Origin of the sequence: Comamonas composti DSM 21721 (assembly GCF_000429845.1) — a bacterium.
Lineage (GTDB): Bacteria > Pseudomonadota > Gammaproteobacteria > Burkholderiales > Burkholderiaceae_C > Comamonas > Comamonas composti.
The window spans coordinates 239,534-257,406 of record NZ_KE386971.1; the positions used below are offsets into that span (position 1 = coordinate 239,534).

General features: G+C 63.5%; 17 protein-coding genes. 3 read left to right on the plus strand and 14 right to left on the minus strand.

Annotated features, from left to right (window positions below; all coding sequences use genetic code 11):
• Nucleotides 1-6: 6 nt before the first annotated feature.
• The 8 genes from trbL to G486_RS0118105 are packed head-to-tail and all read right to left on the minus strand — an operon-like array spanning nt 7 to nt 8,759.
• The gene (gene trbL, locus G486_RS0118070) at nt 7-1,389 is read right to left on the minus strand and encodes a P-type conjugative transfer protein TrbL (RefSeq protein WP_027016787.1); all 1,383 of its coding nucleotides are present in this window, start codon (nt 1,387-1,389) and stop codon (nt 7-9) included.
• A 13-nt stretch (nt 1,390-1,402) separates the two neighbouring features.
• Nucleotides 1,403-2,140 carry a P-type conjugative transfer protein TrbJ gene (gene trbJ, locus G486_RS0118075; protein WP_027016788.1) on the minus strand — a complete coding sequence of 246 codons (738 nt, stop codon included), beginning with the start codon at nt 2,138-2,140 and terminating at the stop codon, nt 1,403-1,405.
• The gene (trbE, locus tag G486_RS0118080) at nt 2,137-4,587 is read right to left on the minus strand and encodes a conjugal transfer protein TrbE (protein WP_027016789.1); all 2,451 of its coding nucleotides are present in this window, start codon (nt 4,585-4,587) and stop codon (nt 2,137-2,139) included. The genes trbJ and trbE overlap by 4 nt, the downstream gene beginning before the upstream one ends.
• A gap of 12 nt (nt 4,588-4,599) precedes the next feature.
• Nucleotides 4,600-4,869: a VirB3 family type IV secretion system protein gene (locus tag G486_RS0118085; protein ID WP_027016790.1), complete on the minus strand. Its 270-nt coding sequence runs from the start codon at nt 4,867-4,869 to the stop codon at nt 4,600-4,602.
• Nucleotides 4,866-5,234: a TrbC/VirB2 family protein gene (locus G486_RS0118090; RefSeq protein WP_027016791.1), complete on the minus strand. Its 369-nt coding sequence runs from the start codon at nt 5,232-5,234 to the stop codon at nt 4,866-4,868. The genes G486_RS0118085 and G486_RS0118090 overlap by 4 nt, the downstream gene beginning before the upstream one ends.
• On the minus strand, nt 5,231-6,307 hold the full coding sequence (trbB, locus tag G486_RS0118095) for a P-type conjugative transfer ATPase TrbB (RefSeq protein WP_027016792.1): 1,077 nt from the start codon (nt 6,305-6,307) through the stop codon (nt 5,231-5,233). The genes G486_RS0118090 and trbB overlap by 4 nt, the downstream gene beginning before the upstream one ends.
• Entirely contained in the window at nt 6,304-6,768 is a 465-nt protein-coding gene (locus G486_RS0118100; protein ID WP_027016793.1) for a ribbon-helix-helix protein, CopG family, read from the minus strand. Before G486_RS0118100 ends, trbB begins: the two co-directional genes overlap by 4 nt.
• Nucleotides 6,765-8,759 (minus strand): conjugal transfer protein TraG, encoded by a 1,995-nt coding sequence (locus G486_RS0118105; protein ID WP_027016794.1) that lies wholly within the window; start codon nt 8,757-8,759, stop codon nt 6,765-6,767. Before G486_RS0118105 ends, G486_RS0118100 begins: the two co-directional genes overlap by 4 nt.
• An 89-nt stretch (nt 8,760-8,848) precedes the next feature.
• Here G486_RS0118105 and G486_RS24145 point away from each other — a divergent pair, with 89 nt between their 5' ends.
• Nucleotides 8,849-9,028 (plus strand): hypothetical protein, encoded by a 180-nt coding sequence (locus G486_RS24145; protein ID WP_211233809.1) that lies wholly within the window; start codon nt 8,849-8,851, stop codon nt 9,026-9,028.
• Here the strand turns inward: G486_RS24145 and G486_RS0118110 are convergent.
• From G486_RS0118110 to G486_RS0118130, 5 genes are read right to left on the minus strand one after another with little or no spacing between them, the layout of a single operon-like run.
• A complete protein-coding gene (locus G486_RS0118110) occupies nt 8,995-9,258 on the minus strand; it encodes an EexN family lipoprotein (RefSeq protein WP_027016795.1) in 264 nt (87 codons plus the stop codon). The genes G486_RS24145 and G486_RS0118110 overlap by 34 nt on opposite strands.
• The gene (locus G486_RS0118115; RefSeq protein ID WP_027016796.1) at nt 9,255-10,199 is read right to left on the minus strand and encodes a LysR family transcriptional regulator; all 945 of its coding nucleotides are present in this window, start codon (nt 10,197-10,199) and stop codon (nt 9,255-9,257) included. The genes G486_RS0118110 and G486_RS0118115 overlap by 4 nt, the downstream gene beginning before the upstream one ends.
• A gap of 7 nt (nt 10,200-10,206) precedes the next feature.
• Nucleotides 10,207-11,724 (minus strand): MFS transporter, encoded by a 1,518-nt coding sequence (locus G486_RS0118120; protein WP_027016797.1) that lies wholly within the window; start codon nt 11,722-11,724, stop codon nt 10,207-10,209.
• A gap of 2 nt (nt 11,725-11,726) precedes the next feature.
• The gene (locus G486_RS22800; protein WP_051303665.1) at nt 11,727-12,869 is read right to left on the minus strand and encodes an HlyD family secretion protein; all 1,143 of its coding nucleotides are present in this window, start codon (nt 12,867-12,869) and stop codon (nt 11,727-11,729) included.
• A complete protein-coding gene (locus G486_RS0118130; RefSeq protein ID WP_027016798.1) occupies nt 12,866-14,311 on the minus strand; it encodes an efflux transporter outer membrane subunit in 1,446 nt (481 codons plus the stop codon). The genes G486_RS22800 and G486_RS0118130 overlap by 4 nt, the downstream gene beginning before the upstream one ends.
• Before the next feature lie 81 nt (nt 14,312-14,392).
• On the opposite strand from G486_RS0118130, the gene G486_RS0118135 reads away from it, so the two are divergent.
• Nucleotides 14,393-15,046, plus strand: coding sequence for a TetR/AcrR family transcriptional regulator C-terminal domain-containing protein (locus tag G486_RS0118135; protein ID WP_027016799.1), 654 nt, complete (start codon nt 14,393-14,395; stop codon nt 15,044-15,046).
• Between the two features lie 17 nt (nt 15,047-15,063).
• Nucleotides 15,064-15,441, plus strand: coding sequence for a hypothetical protein (locus G486_RS24150; protein WP_156920091.1), 378 nt, complete (start codon nt 15,064-15,066; stop codon nt 15,439-15,441).
• Nucleotides 15,442-15,494: 53 nt separating this feature from the next.
• Here G486_RS24150 and G486_RS0118140 read toward each other — a convergent pair whose 3' ends face one another.
• Nucleotides 15,495-17,438 carry a relaxase/mobilization nuclease domain-containing protein gene (locus tag G486_RS0118140; protein ID WP_027016800.1) on the minus strand — a complete coding sequence of 648 codons (1,944 nt, stop codon included), beginning with the start codon at nt 17,436-17,438 and terminating at the stop codon, nt 15,495-15,497.
• Between the last annotated feature and the right edge of the window lie 435 nt (nt 17,439-17,873).

The window sequence follows — 17,873 nt, forward strand, 5'->3', positions numbered from 1 at the left end:
TGAAAATCAGCTATCGGAATCCCGCAGGCTTGGGCCTTGGCCCGAACCACCTCCGTCGCCACCGCGCAGCGTGTGCGCGGCAGTCGTAGTGGCCTGGGTGAGTTGTTGGCGGCGATGCAGGCGCTTGGCCCAGCCGGGTTGTTCTTGCTTCTGAGAGTTGGCTTCTCCAGAGCCGGCGGCTTGCTCGGAAGCGGCAGCGCCACCACCTGAGCCACCATCTGTGCCAGAGCCTTGCCAGCCCGCCTTGAAAGGCGCAGCCGTCTTCGCCGCCGCTGACTTGATGCCTGCACCGGCGCGTTGGCCAGCCGCCTGCGCGCCACTCTTGGCAACATTACTCAGCCCCGCCATCGCGCCTTTGGCACCTCCGCCCGCAGCAGCGGAACCGACCTGAAATGCCGACTTGGCGCTGCCAGCTGCTGAGGTGGCGGCTCGCGCACCAGCCCCTGCGAGCTTGGCAGCAGCCGGTGCCATCTTTGCCCCGGCCATCACGGCACCGCCCACGCCTGTGGCGGCAGCCCCTACGGCAACCGCCGCACCAGCAGCGCCAAGGGCAGCACCGGCCATGGCCCCTGCACCCAACTGCGGCGCACCCGATACCAGCCCGGTGGCAATGCCTGGGCCGAAGATCCCCAACGCCAGCAGCGTGAGCGCGGCCAGCATGATGACCAGGGCATGGTCGATAGAGGGTTCGGCCGGATGCACCTGGAACTGGGCGAACAGGCTTGAGCCGATGCCGACGATCACAGCCAGTACAAGTACCTTGATGCCCGACGACACCACATTGCCCAGCACCTTTTCGGCGAGGAATGAGGTCTTGTTCCACAGCGCGAATGGCACCAGTACAAAGCCCGCGAGCGTGGTCAGCTTGAATTCGATCAGGGTGATAAAAAGCTGGATCGCCAGCACGAAGAAACAAAGAATCACCATCGCCCAGGCCAGGAACATGACCACGATGGGCGTCATGTTCACGAACACTTCGGGAAAGCCCGCCATGTCGCTGATCTGGTCAAGAAGCGGCGCAGCCGCGTCAATGCCTGTTTTGGCCAATCGGCCCGGCTGAAGAAAGTTCTCCATCGTCAGCGTCGAGCCGGATGCGGTCAGACCCAGTCCGGCAAAGGAGCGGAACACGATGCCGGCCAGCCAGTTGAAATTGTTGAGGATGTAGGCGAAGGCACCGACGTAGAGCACCTTGCGCAGCAGCTTGGCGATCACGTCCTCGCCCTGGCCGGTGGCGTGGCTCATCGCCCAGTACAGCCCGGCAATCGTCATGTCGATGACGATCAACGTGGCGGTCAGGAACGCCACTTCGCCCTGCAGCAGCCCAAAGCCCGAGTCGATGTAGCGCGAGAAGGTATCGAGGAAGCGATCAATGACCGTCACGTTGTTCATGGCAGCCCCTTCGTCAGTTCCCGTAGAAATTCACGCGTTCAGGCCTGTACGGCGTGCCGCTGCCCAGAAAGCGCCGGGTCACTTCGCGCCCGCGCTCCACAGCCGCCGCCTGCCGCGCCAGTTCCAGCGAGGCCGCGCGGTCTTGCGTGATCTGGAGCTGCTGGGCCTGGATGGACTGCTTGGCCTGCAAGGCCAGAAGCTGGTTCGTCGCCTGCATGGCCTGCAAGGCACCCGTGGCCGATTGGCTCTGGCTCACAAGGTCGGCCAGCGCGCTTTCGTCTTGGGCCAGGTTCTGCGACACCTGCGCCTGCATCCGCATTGCGGTGTGCAGGCCGTTCAGGGTGTTCTTCCAGCGTTCCTGCGCATCGCGCAGCATCTGGTCGCCGCTGACGGTGGCGGCGTACTGCTCCGGGTACAGGCGCGAGAACGTGGCATCCATGTTCTGCACATCAAAAGCCAGCCCCTGCGCCTCGGCGATCAAGCGTTCGGTCGTGGCGAGCGTCGAGCGCAGGCGGTTAACGATGTTGAAATCCAGCTTCGCCAGGTTGCGCGCCTGGTTCATCAGCATCTGCGCTTCGTTTTGAAGCTGGTTGATCTGGTTGTTGATCTGCTCCAGCGTGCGAACAGCGGTCAGCGTGTTCTGCACGAAGTTGGACGGGTCGAACACCGTCAGCGCCGATGCGGGCTGCACGGCCAGCAGCGACACTGACAGCGCGGCGGCCAGCGTTACGGAAAGCACACGGGTCTTCATGGCAGGTTCTCCTGTCGTGGTTGGGAAAGGAAAGAAGCCGCCGCCGGCGAGGACGGAAGCAGGTCGGCGGCCCAATCGAGGCCGCGATGGCGCAGCCACGCGCCGGCAAAGCCGGGAGCGCCGGCCTGCGTCAGCACGCGGTCAATGTCGCGTTGGTCTTGCGGAGTTGATGCGCCCGCGAAGGCGAGCGCAGCCGGCCCCAGATCGAGGTCGAACAAGCGATTTCCCAAGCGGGATTGGTAGTAGTAGTCACGCTTGGGCTGCGCGGTGGCGACGATTTCGATTTGCCGCGAGTTCAGTCCGAAGCCTTCGTAGATCGTGCGAATCTGCGGTTCGGTCGCTTGTGGGTTGGGGAGAAAAATCCGGCTCGCGCAGCTTTCGATGATCGCGGGTGCGATGGTCGAATCCTTGATGTCGGCCAGGCTCTGTGTGGCGAAGATCACCGACACGTTTTTCTTGCGCAGCGTCTTCAACCATTGCCGGATGCGCGCCGCAAACGATGGTTCATCAAGGAACAGCCACGCTTCATCGAGGATCAGCAGGGTGGGCGCACCGTCGAAACGTGCATCGAAGCGGGCGAACAGGTAGCGCAGCACCGCTTGCACGGCTGCGGGGCTGTGCATCAGTTCTTCCATCTCGAAGCACTGCACACTGCCGGAACCCAGGCGGTCGGCATCGGCATCCAGCAGCTTGCCGTGGGCACCACCCAGCACATAGGGCGCGAGCGCCTGGCGCAGTGCGTTCGATTGCAGCAGCACCGACAGACCCGTCAGCGTGCGCTGCTCAACCGGCGCACCGGCGAGGCTGCCGAGTGCCGACCAGATCGCGGCCTTCTCGTCCGGGCCGATGGCCACGCCTTCGTGCAGCAAGCGGCCTTCCACCCATTCGGCGGCCCAGGTGCGGTAGCCCTCCTGGTCGATGCGAGCCAGCGGCTGGAACGCAATCGCTCCGTCGTTGCCCAGGTCGTAGTGTTCGCCGCAGAGGCCCAGGACCGTGGCGCGTATCGAGCGCCCCATATCGAAGGCGAAGATGCGCGAGCCGGGATAGCGGCGGAACTGCAAGGCGAGCATCGCCAGCAGGACGGATTTGCCCATGCCGGTCGGCCCGGCGACCAGCGTGTGGCCCACGTCGCCGATGTGCGTCACCAGCCGGAACGGCGTCGCGCCATCGGTGCGGGTGACGACCAGCGGCGGGCCGTCGAGGTGGGCGTTCTTCTCCGGGCCGGCCCACACGGCGGACACCGGCACCATGTGCGCCAGGTTCAGCGTCGAGACGATGGGCTGGCGCACGTTGGCATAGGCATTGCCAGGGACGGACGACAGCCACGCATCTACGGCGTTGAGCGTTTCGGGGATGGTGACGAAGCCGCGCCCCTGGATGACGCGCTCCACCATGCGCAGCTTTTCGTCGGCCACGGTCGGGTCGGCATCGAGTACCGTCACCGTGGCGGTGAGGTAGCCGAAGGCCACTTGATCGCTGCCCAGCTCCTGCAAGGCGGCGTCCGCGTCGGCCGCCTTGTTGCTGGCATCCGTGTCCACCAAGGGCGATTCCTGCTGAAAGATCGTTTCGCGCAGCAGCGCGATGACGTTCTTGCGCTTGGCAAACCATTGGCGGCGCAGGCGGCCCAGTTCCTTTTCCGCCTCGGCTTTGTCGAGGCAGAGAAATCGCGTACTCCAGCGGTAAGCAAAGCCCAGGCGGTTGAGGTCGTCCAGCAGGCCCGGCCAGGTCGAGGTCGGGAAGCCCCGAACCGACACCACGCGCAGGTGCTGGTCGCCCATCATGGGCGCGAGGCCGCCGACCAGGGCGGAGTCGGCCAGCAGCGCGTCGAGGTGAAACGGCACTTCCGGCACGCCCACGCGGTAGCGCCGCGTCGAGATGGTCGCGTGCAGATAGGTCAGCGTCGCGGCATCGTCCAGCCAGGCGATTTCCGGCATCACGCCATCGAGCAGGTCAAAGACGCGATCGGTTTCCGCCACGAAGGCATCGAGCCGACCGCGCCAGTCCACGCCATCGCCCGGTGCATGCTCGTAGAGCAGCTTGGCCGCACGGACGCGGGATTCTTCGGGCGGCAGGTAGGCCAGCGTCAGGTGATAGGCGCTCTCGAAGTGGTTGCCCGATTCCTCGAAGGCGGCGCGGCGTTCCTCGTCCACCAGCCACGACAGCGGTTCAGGGAAGTCAGAATGCGGATAGTCCGCTGCCGGTTGGCGCTCGGCTTCCACGAACAGCGCCCAGCCCGAACCCAGCCGGCGCAGCGCGTTGTTCAGCCGCGCCGTGGTGGCGATCAGTTCGCCCTGTGTCGCACTGTCCAGATCAGGCCCGCGAAAGCGCGCCGTGCGCTGAAAGCTGCCGTCCTTATTCAAGACGACACCCGGCGCGATCAGTCCAGCCCAGGGCAGCCAGTCGGCCAGCAGCGCGGGCCGCTGGCGGTATTCGGCAAGGTTCAGCATGGCGGCATCCCCCTACACGTCCAGCAGCGGCTTGTGCTTGATGTGCCGGGCGAAGACCTGCATGAACTGCGGATCGACGCGCGCGCCCCACACGGCCAGCGAGTGGCCGACGATCCAGAGCACGACACCGGGAATCCACAGTTGCAGTCCCAGCCCGACGGCGGCGGCCAGCGTGCCGTTGGCAATCACCACGGTGCGCGGTGCGCCGCCCATCAAGAGCGGTTCGGTCAGCGAGCGATGCAGCGGCACTTCAAAGCCTGGAAGATCAGTGGCCGTGCTCATACAACAGCTCCACCGGAGAAGCTGAAGAACGACAGGAAGAAGCTCGAAGCCGCGAACGCGATGGACAGGCCAAACACGATCTGGATCAGCTTGCGAAAGCCCCCCGACGTGTCGCCGAAGGCCAGCGCAAGGCCCGTGGCGATGATGATGATGACCGCGACAATGCGCGCCACCGGCCCCTGGATGGATTCGAGGATGGATTGCAGCGGGCCTTCCCACGGCATCGAGGAACCTGCGGCCTGCGCCGTTCCGGCCAGGAACAGCAGCAGCGCGGCCAGAAGCAGCCCTTGCGCCGCAGGGCGTGCAAGGATGATCAGCCGGGAAAGCGGATTTACAGAAAAATGGAAAGCATCAACGTGCGTCATGGCAGTTCTCCAGGTTGGTCAGGGGTCGAGGAAGGCGCAGCGGTAGCCGCTGCAAGATGAACCGGCGTCAGCTCGGGAAACGGCGTTTCCAGCGCCTCCAGTGCATTCACCAGGCGGTAGCCCACACCGTCGAAGCCGACGACGTGGGCGATGCTTTCGACGCGGCGCTTGCGGCCGCGTCCGGCGATGTGGATGACGACGTTGACCGCCTCGGCGATCAGTGCACGCGGCGGGTTCACCGCCACTTCGAGAATCAACTGTTCCAGGCGCAGCAGCGCGCCCAGCGCGGAACCGGCGTGGATGGTGGCAATGCCGCCGGGGTGGCCGGTGCCCCACACCTTCACCAAGTCCAGGGCTTCGCCGCCGCGCACTTCGCCGACGATCACACGGTCGGGCCGCAGGCGCATCGTGGCGCGCACCAGTTCGGTCATCGACACCACACCAGCGCGCGTGCGCAGCGGCACATGGTCACGGGCGGCGCATTGCAGTTCGATGGTGTCTTCGAGCACCAGCACGCGGTCGCCCGTGGCGGCAATTTCCGCAAGCAAGGCATTGGCGAGCGTGGTCTTGCCGCTGCTCGTCGCCCCGGCGATCAGGATGTTCTGGCGCTCGCGCACGGCGCGGCGCAGGAACTCGGCCTGCACGGTGGTCAGGATGCCGTCGGCCACATAGCGATCCAGGCCGATGATGCTCACGGCGCGCTTGCGCAGCGCAAAGGCCGGCCCCGGCGCGGCCGGTGGCAAGATGCCCTCGAAGCGCTCGCCGGTTTCCGGCAGCTCGGCGGTCAGCAGCGGCCGTCCGCGATGCACCTCTGCGCCGACGTGCGCGGCCACCAGGCGAATGATGCGTTCGCCATCGTCTTCGGACAGTTCCACGCCCAGCGGCGTGCGGCCCGAGGACAGCCGATCGACCCAAAGGGTGCGGTCGGGGTTGAGCATGATTTCCACCACATCCGGGTCGGCCAGCGCGCTGGCGATAACTGGCCCCATTGCCGTGCGCAGCATCTGGATGCGGCGATCCAGCGAAGCCGCGGTGGATGAGCGTTCGGGTGGGGACTGTGGAACGGTGCTCATGAGGCACGCTCCTGCGCTTCGGCCAGCGCCGCCGCGTCGTCCATCCGCACCGGGTCGGGATGCAGCTCCTCCACCACATCGCGCACCAGGCTGCGGCCGCGCAGCAGGTGGCGGCCCAACTGTTCAACGAACTGCTCGAAGCGTGCCCGGCCTTGGGCTCGCGCCGCGTCTTGATGGGCTTCGGGAACCGGCGTACTGACGGTCAGGTAGTAGCGGATGAACAGCGCCAGCGTTTCGATCTGGATGTTCTGGTCGCGCTCCATGCGTTCGGCCTGGCGCGACAGGCGATCGAGCCGCTTGGCGATGGCCGCCTCGCGCTGGTCGCCTGCATCGGGCGACAGCCACGATGCGAGCGCCGCCGCGACGATGGACGACTTGGAAACGCCTTTCTTGGCGGCCAGTTCTTCGAGGCGCTTGGCGTGCTCGGGCTGAATGAACAGATTGAGGCGGTATTGGCTCATAAGTCGATTCCGTCGTTGGGGTCGAGGGAAGCCAGCCGGGCCGTGCGCTGCATGGCCGGATCGAGCTGACTGGGAAGTGGCAACAGGTCGGCGTCATCGAGCAACGACAGATCGCTGGCCGAGTGCGCTAGTTCGGGGTCGTAGGCGACGGATTCGGACAGTTCGGGTTGGCGGCGGGGGCCGCCGTTATCGCTTGAAGGCATATCCGCCAGACCATCACTCGCAGCCGTGACCGGCATGGCAGGAATCGCCAGCCCGCTCCAGTCGTTAGGACGCGCAGGCGGCACATCGGCATAACGGCCTGCCGTCACCGCTGGCGGTGGCAACACCCGTTGCTTGAAATTGGCATCTGCGTAGTAGCGCAACTTCCTCGCCTTGATCGGTGCCAGGCTGGACACCATCACCACGGCCTCGTCGGTCGGAAGCTGCATCACTTCGCCGGGCGTCAACAGCGGGCGGGCCGTCTCCTGCCGCGACACCATCAAATGCCCGAGCCACGGCGCAAGGCGGTGGCCCGCATAGTTGCGCTGCGCACGCAGTTCAGTGGCAGTGCCCAGCGTCTCGGATATTCTTTTGGCCGTGCGTTCGTCGTTGGTCGCAAACGTCACGCGCACATGGCAGTTATCCAGAATCGAATGGTTCTGGCCGTAGGCTTTGTCGATCTGGTTGAGTGACTGCGCGATAAGGAAGCTGCGGATGCCGTAGCCCGCCATGAAGGCCAGCGCCGTCTCGAAGAAATCGAGCCTGCCCAGCGCCGGGAACTCGTCGAGCATCAGCAGCAATTTGTGGCGGCGCTCGATGCCGTCGCTGCCGTCGAGCGATTCGGTGAGCCGCCGCCCGATCTGGTTGAGGATCAGGCGGATCAGCGGCTTGGTGCGCGAAATGTCCGAGGGCGGCACCACCAAGTACAGCGACACCGGGGATTCGGACGCGATCAGGTCTGCGATGCGCCAGTCGCAGCGCGAGGTGACTTCGGCCACCGTGGGGTCGCGGTACAAGCCGAGGAACGACATGGCGGTGCTCAACACGCCCGAACGCTCGTTGTCCGACTTGTTGAGCACTTCGCGCGCAGCGGACGCGACAACCGGGTGCGGCACGTCACCCAAGTGCTTCGTCGTCATCATCCGGTGCAAGGTCAGCTCGAACGGGCTGGCCGGGTCGGACAGGAAGTTGGCGACGCCGCGCAGCGTCTTGTCTTCACCCGCGTACAGCACATGCAGGATGGCTCCGACCAGCAGCGCATGGCTGGTCTTCTCCCAGTGGTTACGCTTCTCCAGTGCGCCTTCGGGATCGACCAGAATGTCGGCAATGTTCTGCACATCGCGTACTTCATGCGCGCCGCGCCGTACCTCCAGCAGCGGGTTGTAGGCCGCCGACTTCGCATCGGTTGGGTTGAACAGCAGGCAGTGGCTGAAACGGCTGCGCCAGCCTGCGGTGATCTGCCAGTTCTCGCCCTTGATGTCGTGAATGACAGCGGATGCTGGCCAGGAAAGCAGCGTGGGAACCACCAGGCCCACACCCTTGCCCGAGCGCGTAGGCGCAAAGGTCAGGACGTGCTCCGGCCCTTCGTGGCGCAGGTAGTGGCCATCATGCTGGCCGAGGAACACACCAGCGGCCTGTGTCAGCCCGGCCTTGCGAATGTCGGCAGTATCGGCCCAGCGGGCCGAACCATAGGTCGTCACCTTTCGTGCCTGGCGCGACCGCCACACCGACATGGCGATGGCGACCACCACCGCCAGCAGGCCGCTGCCCGCCGCGATCATGCCGCCAGTGTCGAACACCTGCGGCGCGTAGGCGTCGAAGAAGAACCACCACTCGAACAGCTTCCAAGGGTAATAAACCGGCGTGCTGTACAAGTCGAACCAGGGCGAACCCAGGCGTAGCTGGTAACCCAAGGCGGCTGCTGTCCATTGCGTGGCACCCCACACACCGGCGATCACAATGCCGAACACGGCGGCGATCTGCCCGAACAACACCCCTTGAGCTTGCATACCCTGGCCTCCGATTTCTCCTGCGCTGATTCCCCGTGGAAAACGCGGCACAAGGGCGTGCCGCAGGCGTCAGGATCGGTGCCGGGTCAGTGCCGGTCAAAGACCGTTATCGGCAACAAGGTGATGCAAAAAGCATGGTTTCATGCAGCGACGAAACCAGTAAAAACGCCGCAGGCATGGGCGCGCTGCGGCGTGTCGAGCAAGAAAATCAGAATATGCGGCAAGCCGCCAACGGTCAGAACTTCGGCGGCGTCTCCGATGGCGTGTAAGGCACCTTGCCGTCGCCAAAGAAACGCTTGTTCGTCGCTTCGGCCATGCGGTTGCACAGCACATCACCCATGGTCGGGCGCTCAGTCTTGCATTGCTGGCGCAGTTCCTTCAACCGCGCCGGATCGGCGGCCAGCTCGTCCACGGTCGGCACATTGGCGGGCTTGGGGGTTTCCGACTGTCCGCAGGCCGTGATCGCAGCGATCAATAGCAATGGGGCAATGCGTTTCATGGCGGGGTGTCCTCCTGCGGATCAGGTTCAGGTGTCGGCGCGGGCCTCGCGCCTTCGGGAAGGTCGATGGCCTGCACCCGTTCGATGAAGCGGGCAAGCGTCTCCGAAGGCTCGCCTTCCGGGCGCAGCAGGTAGGTCGTCAGCATGGGCGAGCGCCCAGCCAAGGGCCGGGCCACCACACCAGATTCCTGGCTTGCCGCGATGTGTGGCGCACCGGCCAGGCCCAGGGCGAAGCCTGCCGACACCACGACCATCATCAACTCGAACGAGGCCACGCGCTCGGCGATCAGGGGTTCGCGCTCGGAACGGCGCAGCAGGCGATCGACCTGGCGCGCATGTCCCTCGCACGCCTGCGGGTCGCATAGCACAAGAGGAAATTGCAGCACTTCATCCAGCGGAATCCGCTTGTGCTTGAGCAGAGGATGGCGCGCTGGCACAGCCACCATCAGCGGGTCATTCCACACCGCTTCGGCAGCGATCCCTTCGCCCACTTCGTCCGACTGCGCAAAGCCCACGTCGTACAGGTCGTCTTGCAGTCCTTTGATTTGTTGCGCCAGCGGTACTTGAAACAACCGAATATCGACCTCGGGTTCCTCCTGCCTGCACATCGCCAACAAGGCCGGCAACCGTGACGGCGTGATGCCATCGGATAGCGCGATGCGCAATTGACCGTGGAAACCATTGGCTGCTGCTTTCACGCTGTCACGGGCTTGCTGCAAGGCGGAGAACACGCGCGGCACATGCTCCAGAAACAGCTTGCCTGCCCGCGTCAGTCGCGTGCTGCGGCTGGTGCGGACAAACAACTGTTCGCCCAGGTCTTCTTCCAGTTCCTTAATTGCCCGCGATAGCGGCGACTGCTCGATGTGCAGCCGCTCCGCTGCGCGGGCGAAATGGAGTTCTTCTGCAACAGCGAGAAAGCAGCGAAGATGACGCAGTTCCATGGCGCACCTATAGAAGTGGTGGCGCAATCGGGTTGGGCGGCGACGAGCGAATCAGGACAGCCAAAGAGATCGACAACAGGCTGCACCAAAATACGAACTGGTAGCCGCTGATATGCGCCGCGACTTGCGCCTCGCGTGCCAGTACCTGCGCAATGCCGGCCACCCCGGACGCGGCCCGCTCCATGACCCACGGATCGCCTGCCGGAACATATGAACCCAAACTTGTACGACTCATATCCGCAGCCATCCGCAGCCAAGCGGACATGATCGTGCCGGCAGCCACGGGCGTGAGAACCCGCGCGATCGGTACGTAGGCGCCCAGCGCGACTCCATGCTGCGGGTTCAGGTTGGTAACAAAAGCCGCGATCAGCCCGATCAGCATGACGCTCTCACCAAGCGATTGCAGGATCAGCATCATGACGAACTGATCAACGCGCCAATCGTGATTGATATGCGTCCCCAGCCACGCAGTCGCGGCAATGACGGTCAATCCGCAGATAATCAGGAGCCTCGGCTCGAAACGCCTCCCGAGATAAATCGCCAAAGGCGTCGCGGCAAGGTAGGCTGCGAAGGCAATCCATGTGGCGGTCCCGGCCTGCATCGGTTTCAAGCCCCCCATCTGGGCTAGAAACGTCGGTATCAGCAGGGAGGATGGCGTCATCAATACGGCGAACAGGCAGGCAATCACCAGGCAGATGCAGATGTTGCGGTTTCCGAATGCAATTAGCTGCCCAAACGAAACTTTCAGGCGAACTGCACGCATGACGGCTGCGCAGAACAGAATCGCTCCGCCCGCGAGCGCAGATACGACCAGACCCGAATCAGCCCACCCCAATCGCTCGGCCGACTCGATACCGATAAAGCACAGAACCAACCCCGTGCAGAACAAAGCCATGCCTCCCCAGTCCGCTTGCTTCAACTGGGCACGATCAACCGGTGTCAGTGGCATGGCTTTCCACGTCAGCAAGGCAATCAATGGGCCTGCTATCGCTGTGATCCAGTACACCCAATGCCAGCCAATGCCTTCAACCAGAAAGCCGGACGTACCGTATCCCGCGTCCATGCCTGTGGATACCCTTAAACTGTAGGCTGCCATGACCGCCAGCCAGAATCGAGGATGCGCGCTGCGCAATCCCAGGGAAATGGTCAGAGGCAGGTAGATTCCCAGGCATAGTCCCGCTGTGGCATGCAGGAACATCAGCAGTGGGTAGTGGTGTGCGAAGGCTGGAATGACCAACGCTACAAAACCCAGCAACAAACTCGGTGCGACGAGAACACGTGTTGGCCCAATAACCGTTGCAAGCCAGGGAACGATGGGCATGGTGACGAGTTGCGCGCCATTGAGCGCCGTCCCCAACCAGGCCGCCTCCAGTACGTCCAGACCGAACTGCCCGCGCAAATCCGGTAATGCCGCAGAAAACAGGCGTCCTTGCAGCGTGGTCAGGACAGCACCAAGAAAAATGGCCGTCACGGTGAGCGCCGGACGCGGGATAGGCGTGTTGGAAAACAGGCGGGAAAAGGCCATGATCAATCGGCCTCTCGGCCCGCGATAGCGGCAAATTGCGCCGTTTCTGCCGCTGCTGCCGCATGGACGGCGACTGTTTCGCCTTCGGTGTCGATGCGCGTCTCCGCCGACATCCCCGGGCGCAGCCGGTCGAGTGCGTCCTGTCCTGGCTCCAGTTCGATGCGAACCGGAATCCGCTGCACGACCTTCGTAAAGTTGCCCGAGGCGTTATCCACCGGCAGCAGCGCGGACTCTGCTCCACTCATGGGTGCGATTTCAGCAACCCGGCCACGAAAGTGCCGGCCCGGCAGGCCATCGACAGTCACGACAACGGGCTGGCCCGGCCGTACGCGCGCGAGCTGCGTTTCCTTGTAGTTGGCGATGACGTAGGCTGGCCTGGATGGAACGAGAGACACGATTTGCGTGCCGATATTGACCAAACTACCGGCTTGCACGTGCCGTTTGTTCAGCATGCCGTCAAACGGCGCGACAATCCGTGTATAGCCAAGGTTTCGTTTGGCTGTTTCAAGTGTTGCGATGGCAGCGTTGACGTCTGCCTGCCGAAGTTTCCGCTGGCCTTCCAGAACATCCAGTGATCGCCTGGCCAATTCAGCTTGTGCAGCGGCAGCCTCACGCTGGCTCACGGCATGATCCAAGTCGGCCTGCGCGTTCTCGAATAGTTGGCGAGACAGTGCCCCCTCTTTGACCAGTTCGGCCTGACGCGCAGGATTGCTCCGGTACTGCCGAATTCGGATTTCGGCCGCACGGACGTTAGCCTGCGACTCATTGATGCGCGCGCGCTGCTGGGCCATCTCCGCATCAAGGTTATCGAGGTTCGCTTGCGCCTTGGCCAGGGCCGCTTGGGCTGCCGATACGGCCAGTTCGTAGTCGCCATCGTCGATTTGCGCGATCAGATCTCCCGCATGGACGGGCTGGTAATCGCCCGCAGGTAGCGCATTGACGTAGCCCGATACCTTGGCACTCAACACCGCAATGTCGGATTTGACGTACGCATTTTGCGTCGTCTGAATGGTTCGGCTGCTGGTCCAATCACCCCACTGGGTGGTTGCCAGAATGACCAGAGCAATGACGGCGGCGCATCCTAGCCAGGGGGCGAGCCGCAGCGCCAAGGATCGTGGCTGTGTTGCAGTTTCAGGTGTGCTCATTGGTGTTTCCATGCCAGGTTGGTTGTCGTACTCGCTGCGTCGAAGCCGCCACCCAGGGCGCGGTTGAGTTCCACGCCAAGGACGAGTTCGCGTGTTTTCAGCGCCAGTTGCTGCTGGCGTTCGCGCAGCAAGGCGTTCTGGGCGTTGAGAACCGTCAGGTAGTCCGTCAAGCCGGCTTCGTACTGCCGCCGCGCAAGTGCAAACGCAGCCTGCCTAGCCGCGAGCGTTTGCGCTTGTGCGTTCGATTGCGGCACCAATCCATCCAGAGAGACAAGCTGATCGGCCACATCGCGCACAGCAGCAAGCAAGGTCTGGTTGTAGGTTTCGATGGCCGCGTCCAGTTCGGCTGCTGATCCTTTGAACCGGGCACGCAGCCGGCCTGCATCGAAGATGGGCAGCGTGATGGCAGGCGCAACGCCATAGGTTCGGCTGCCCGCAGTCAGCCAGTCGGACAAGCCGACCGATAAACCCTGGCGGGCAAATCCCGCGAATGCGCGCAGACTGATGTTCGGATAGAAGCCCGCTTTGGCAACTTCCATTTCCTGGGCGGCAGCCTCCACCCGCCAGCGCGCTGCGACCACATCCGGGCGATGGCCAATCAGGGCGGCAGGGACTGCTGCCGGAAACTCGCTGTCAGGCACGGCGCTGAGGCTGGGCATGGCATCGGACAGCGCATCCACTGGAAGCCCCGCCAAAGCAGCCAGCGCATGGCGTTGCAGGGCGATTTGCTCGTCCAGACTGAAAATCTCTCGTTCGGTGGCGGGCAGATCGCCTTGCGCCTGCTTGCGATCCACTTCGGTAGCAAGGCCGGCCTGAGTCCGCCGTTCCACGATACGCAGCGTATGGCTGCGTATCGTCAACGCCTCTTGCGCCAAGTCCCGCAGGGCGATCAACTGCGCCAGCTCAAACCAGGCGTTGGCAAGCCGGCTCGTCAACAGCACCCGGGCCGCCTGCACTTCCGCACTTCGCGCCGCCGTTTCCCCTAAGGCCGACTTCAAGGCGGCACGTTGCCCGCCCCAGAAGTCGAAGGTGTATTGAATTTCAGCACCGAGCGTGAGGGTCGTCCCGTGGTGCCCGGCCAGCGGCGCGTCTGCATCGTATTGCTGGGCATACCGCTTCCGGACGCCGCTGGCATCCATGTCCATCGTCGGCCACCGCTGTGCGCCGGCCTGCTCGGCCAGGGCCGCCGCCCGTGCCAGCCGCGCACCCGCGATCCTCAGATCGGGACTCTGTGCCAGTGCTCGCTCGATCAGGCGATTGAGCGCTGGGTCTTGGTAGCTTTCCCACCAGCGATCAGAGGGCCATTGCGATGGCGCACTCTCTTTGGCACCGATGGCCGTTGGCGTGTTCAGGGTCGCCCTGGGGGCTTTGTCCAGGCCATCCATGCCGGCGCAGCCCGCCAGGCTCAATGCCAAGATGCTGCATAAAACAATCGCTTTCATATCAAACCTAACATTGTTAGTCCTGTCGAATATGATACACTAACACTGTTAGATTTCAAGCCAAACGGAGAATCCCCACACGTGAAAGCCCCAAAAATCCAGCGAGAACAGGTGATCCAAGCAGCGCTGGCGTTGCTGGATCAGGACGGACTGGAAGGCCTGACGATGCGCAAGCTCGCCCAGGCTTTGCAGATACAGGCACCGTCCCTCTATTGGCATTTCGACGGCAAGCAGGCCTTGATCGACGGTATGGCCGATGCACTGGTGCAGGATGTGGCGCGCGACCTTCCTGAGAATCAGGAATGGACGGATCGAGTCCGGCAGGTGGCGACTGAGCTTCGCCAGGCTCTCCTGCAGCGCCGCGATGGCGCGCGGGTGTTTGCGGGGACATACGTTGTCACGGACAACGTGTTGCGCACCAGTGAGGCGTTGCTCTCCGCCTTCGCGCAGGCGGGGGCAGATGCTGACCTCGCGGCCACTGCCAGTTTCAGCGTGACTTATTACGTGTTGGGCTTCGTGACGGAAGAACAGGCGCTGGGGCCGGGCAGCACGCTGGACTTGGCCACGCGCAAGCAGGCATTTATTGAACTGGCGCGTGAGAAGTATCCAAACAACTGGATCGCTCGTGATGCCATTTTTTCAGAGGATTTCGATAGCCGGTTTTTGACTGGCCTGAAATTGCTGATCGCTGGTGCGCAAAACACCATCCATGCCTCTGGTAATGCAGTGGCCTAGCACTCAAGGAAGCAGCCATGCAAATTGATACTCGCCATTTTCCGTTGGTATGGATGTCTTCCTCTCAACCATCTAACTGGGAATCAAAGCTAGACGCCTTGCTGAGTGAAGGGGAGAAATTCGTATTGCTGACACGGGAGATGCCAGGCAGGGGGCATGATGCGAATGGCGAAGACCGGAAACAATTCGCGCTTTGGCTCAAACGGAACCGGGAATTGTTAAAGCGAACTTGCGCGGGTAGTGTTGTCATCGTACCGAACCAAGCCATTGCAATGTCTTTGAGTGTCGTAGCAACGCCGCTTAGCAAGGCATTTGGTTATCCAGTGCGCGTGGCAACAGAGGATCGTCTCGAAACAGAAATCAACAGCCTGCTTGGAAAAACTTGTTCCAAATGATCTTTCCTTGCAGACAGCAAGACACCTTTGTTCATGGAATGTCTCGTGGTGATCTATATCTGTGGGCCACGCTGCCGCCCAATATCCCATGACACGCCACCGCCGTGCACCGTCGCAACGATCTGCTGCCCCAGCCGCTGTTCGATCACCGGCCGCCACGGCACCAGGCTGAACCCCATGCCGTCATCGAACATGGCGTAACGCCCACTGGCGAGCATGACGGAGCGCCTGTAGATACCAGCCACGCGCTGCCCGTCAGCCACCGGGCGATGCTCCAGGCCGGTTTCCCCGGCAATGTCCTTCGCGGCCTGCGCCAGTTCCCGGTTGCGCAGCGTGCCCAGCAGGTTGCGCGCGAGGATCACGCGCTGCCCGCGTCGCTCAGCCAGTCCTTGTTCGGCCAGGAAGTTCGCGCGCTGCTGCATCGCCTGCTTGGCGTCGCCACCAAAGCCCAGATCCCCCAGCCCTTTACAGCCGCTGATCAATTGTTGGTCAAGCCAGGTCGCGCCGATGACGCGCGCCTGCCGCTCGATGGGCAGGTGCGATTTCAGTTCCACGGCTACGCCGCCCAGCCGCTGCGCGTCGTATTGGCGGCCACGCTCGGCCAGGTCGGCCGGCACCTTCCATAGCCCTTCGGCCACGCGCTCCACGATGCCTGCTCGGCGCAGGGCTTCCAGTCGCCGCACGTGAGCGGCAACAACCTCCTGCGGGTCTCGTACGGGCTTGGCCCGGCCCTGTTCGATGGCCAGGTGATGATCGGCGCGGTACAGGCCATCGCTCGCCAGCGCGACGATGTTCTTGTCAGCCGCACGCACCTCGGCAGAACCTCGCACCTCCACCACGGCACCGGTCGGGTACTGTTCCAGCTCGGTCTTGGGTGGCAAGGCGACGTAGTGGGCTTTGCCGTCGATACCATCGACAACCAAATAGCCCTTGTCGTACAGCTCATCGGCCAGACCTTTGCCAGCCACGCGGCCCACGATGGTTCTGGTGTCTTCGGCCGGTTGAAACACCGCCAGCTCGCGCTGCTGCCCGCTCATGGCACGCTGCATGGTGCGGATGATGTCTCCACGCTCGCCCATGGCCCGCAAGGTGCTTTCCGCTTCAGCATGCACGGCCCATACGCCAGTCTGCATCTCGGTGGCCAATCCCATGCGCTGCAAGCGTTGCATGCGACCGATCAGCAGCAAGCGCTGGCGTTTCAATCGGGGCTCAGTCTCCAGCCTTTCGGTGCGGATAAGTCCATCAACGGCTTCGCGCTGCAAGGTGCGATCCAGACCTGTCCAGCGTTCCTGCTCGACTTCTCGCTGCATGCTGCGTTGGATTTCCAGTTCGGTACGCGGCCCCAGCCATTCTGTCGCCAGCTCCGAAGCCCGTTCCCGCATGCCCTGGCTGATGTAGTCGCGGGAGATGATGAGGTCTTTGCTGGTGTAGTCCTTGCCGCGTAGGACGACATGGGTGTGGGGGTTGTCAGTGTTCCAGTGATCCACAGCCACCCATTCCAGCCGTGTACCCAAATCGGCTTCCATACGCGCCATCAGGTGGCGGGTGTAGGTGCGTAAGTCATCAAGCGATTCGGCATCTTCGGGCGAAACGATGAAACGGAACTGGTGCCGATCCTCGCGCCCACGTTCCTCGAACGCAGCCAGATCGGCCCCATCCGTCATCGGGCCATAGGCTTTGCCGGGCTCACCATCACGCCCCACGCCTTCGCGCTCGATGTAGCGCAGGTGCGTGCTGGTGGAACGCGCCCCGGCCTTGGCGAGATTCACCAGCCGGGTTTTGATGGTGACGCGCCGGGAATTGACGGTCAGCGATGCGCCAGTAAAGCGTGCGGCGACATGGCCGCGCCCCAGGCGAGAGCCTGGCCTACCACCCGCCTTGGCGACTTTGGCGCCGGCTTTGCTGGTCTGGCGCAACACCTGGCTGATGAAGGCATCGCCACGCTGCCTGGGTGCGCCTGGACGGATGCGGAAACGGTCATCGTCGTGGCGGCTCATACATCAACTCCATCGAAAGTCATCCAAGCCAGGCGTGGGTAGCACGCGCTTTCCCGAACACCGACAAGGCATTGGCGACCTACGTAGCACCGTGCCGCGATCAGGCGCGTGCCGCGCCACCCCCATGTGCAGACACGGTTTTTGCGAAACGGAGTGCCGCAACCTTTTATCTTGCCTTCCGCCTTTGCCCCTCGCTGTCGCTCCGGGCGTCGGCGGCCCGGCGGCGCTGGGCTGCTTGCAGCCAGCCTGCCAGCGAACGCGCCAATGGCCGCAGGCCGTGCGCGTTCGAGGCAAGACGCCTGCACGTTGGGCGGCTGCGCCGGAGGCAGCGCGAAGTGCGGTGCGAGTGCACTCGCACGACACGCGCGACGACACGGCGGCAGCCACTGGAACGACATGCCCGATGGCACGACAACGTGCAGCGAATCGGCGGCT

What these genes read in the sequence shown, in the direction of transcription:
- trbL (WP_027016787.1), bottom strand. Translation starts at nt 1,389, where the DNA reads ATGAACAACGTGACGGTCATTGATCGCTTCCTCGATACCTTCTCGCGC.
- trbJ (WP_027016788.1), bottom strand. Translation starts at nt 2,140, where the DNA reads ATGAAGACCCGTGTGCTTTCCGTAACGCTGGCCGCCGCGCTGTCAGTG.
- trbE (WP_027016789.1), bottom strand. Translation starts at nt 4,587, where the DNA reads ATGCTGAACCTTGCCGAATACCGCCAGCGGCCCGCGCTGCTGGCCGAC.
- G486_RS0118085 (WP_027016790.1), bottom strand. Translation starts at nt 4,869, where the DNA reads ATGAGCACGGCCACTGATCTTCCAGGCTTTGAAGTGCCGCTGCATCGC.
- G486_RS0118090 (WP_027016791.1), bottom strand. Translation starts at nt 5,234, where the DNA reads ATGACGCACGTTGATGCTTTCCATTTTTCTGTAAATCCGCTTTCCCGG.
- trbB (WP_027016792.1), bottom strand. Translation starts at nt 6,307, where the DNA reads ATGAGCACCGTTCCACAGTCCCCACCCGAACGCTCATCCACCGCGGCT.
- G486_RS0118100 (WP_027016793.1), bottom strand. Translation starts at nt 6,768, where the DNA reads ATGAGCCAATACCGCCTCAATCTGTTCATTCAGCCCGAGCACGCCAAG.
- G486_RS0118105 (WP_027016794.1), bottom strand. Translation starts at nt 8,759, where the DNA reads ATGCAAGCTCAAGGGGTGTTGTTCGGGCAGATCGCCGCCGTGTTCGGC.
- G486_RS0118110 (WP_027016795.1), bottom strand. Translation starts at nt 9,258, where the DNA reads ATGAAACGCATTGCCCCATTGCTATTGATCGCTGCGATCACGGCCTGC.
- G486_RS0118115 (WP_027016796.1), bottom strand. Translation starts at nt 10,199, where the DNA reads ATGGAACTGCGTCATCTTCGCTGCTTTCTCGCTGTTGCAGAAGAACTC.
- G486_RS0118120 (WP_027016797.1), bottom strand. Translation starts at nt 11,724, where the DNA reads ATGGCCTTTTCCCGCCTGTTTTCCAACACGCCTATCCCGCGTCCGGCG.
- G486_RS22800 (WP_051303665.1), bottom strand. Translation starts at nt 12,869, where the DNA reads ATGAGCACACCTGAAACTGCAACACAGCCACGATCCTTGGCGCTGCGG.
- G486_RS0118130 (WP_027016798.1), bottom strand. Translation starts at nt 14,311, where the DNA reads ATGAAAGCGATTGTTTTATGCAGCATCTTGGCATTGAGCCTGGCGGGC.
- G486_RS24150 (WP_156920091.1), top strand. Translation starts at nt 15,064, where the DNA reads ATGCAAATTGATACTCGCCATTTTCCGTTGGTATGGATGTCTTCCTCT.
- G486_RS0118140 (WP_027016800.1), bottom strand. Translation starts at nt 17,438, where the DNA reads ATGAGCCGCCACGACGATGACCGTTTCCGCATCCGTCCAGGCGCACCC.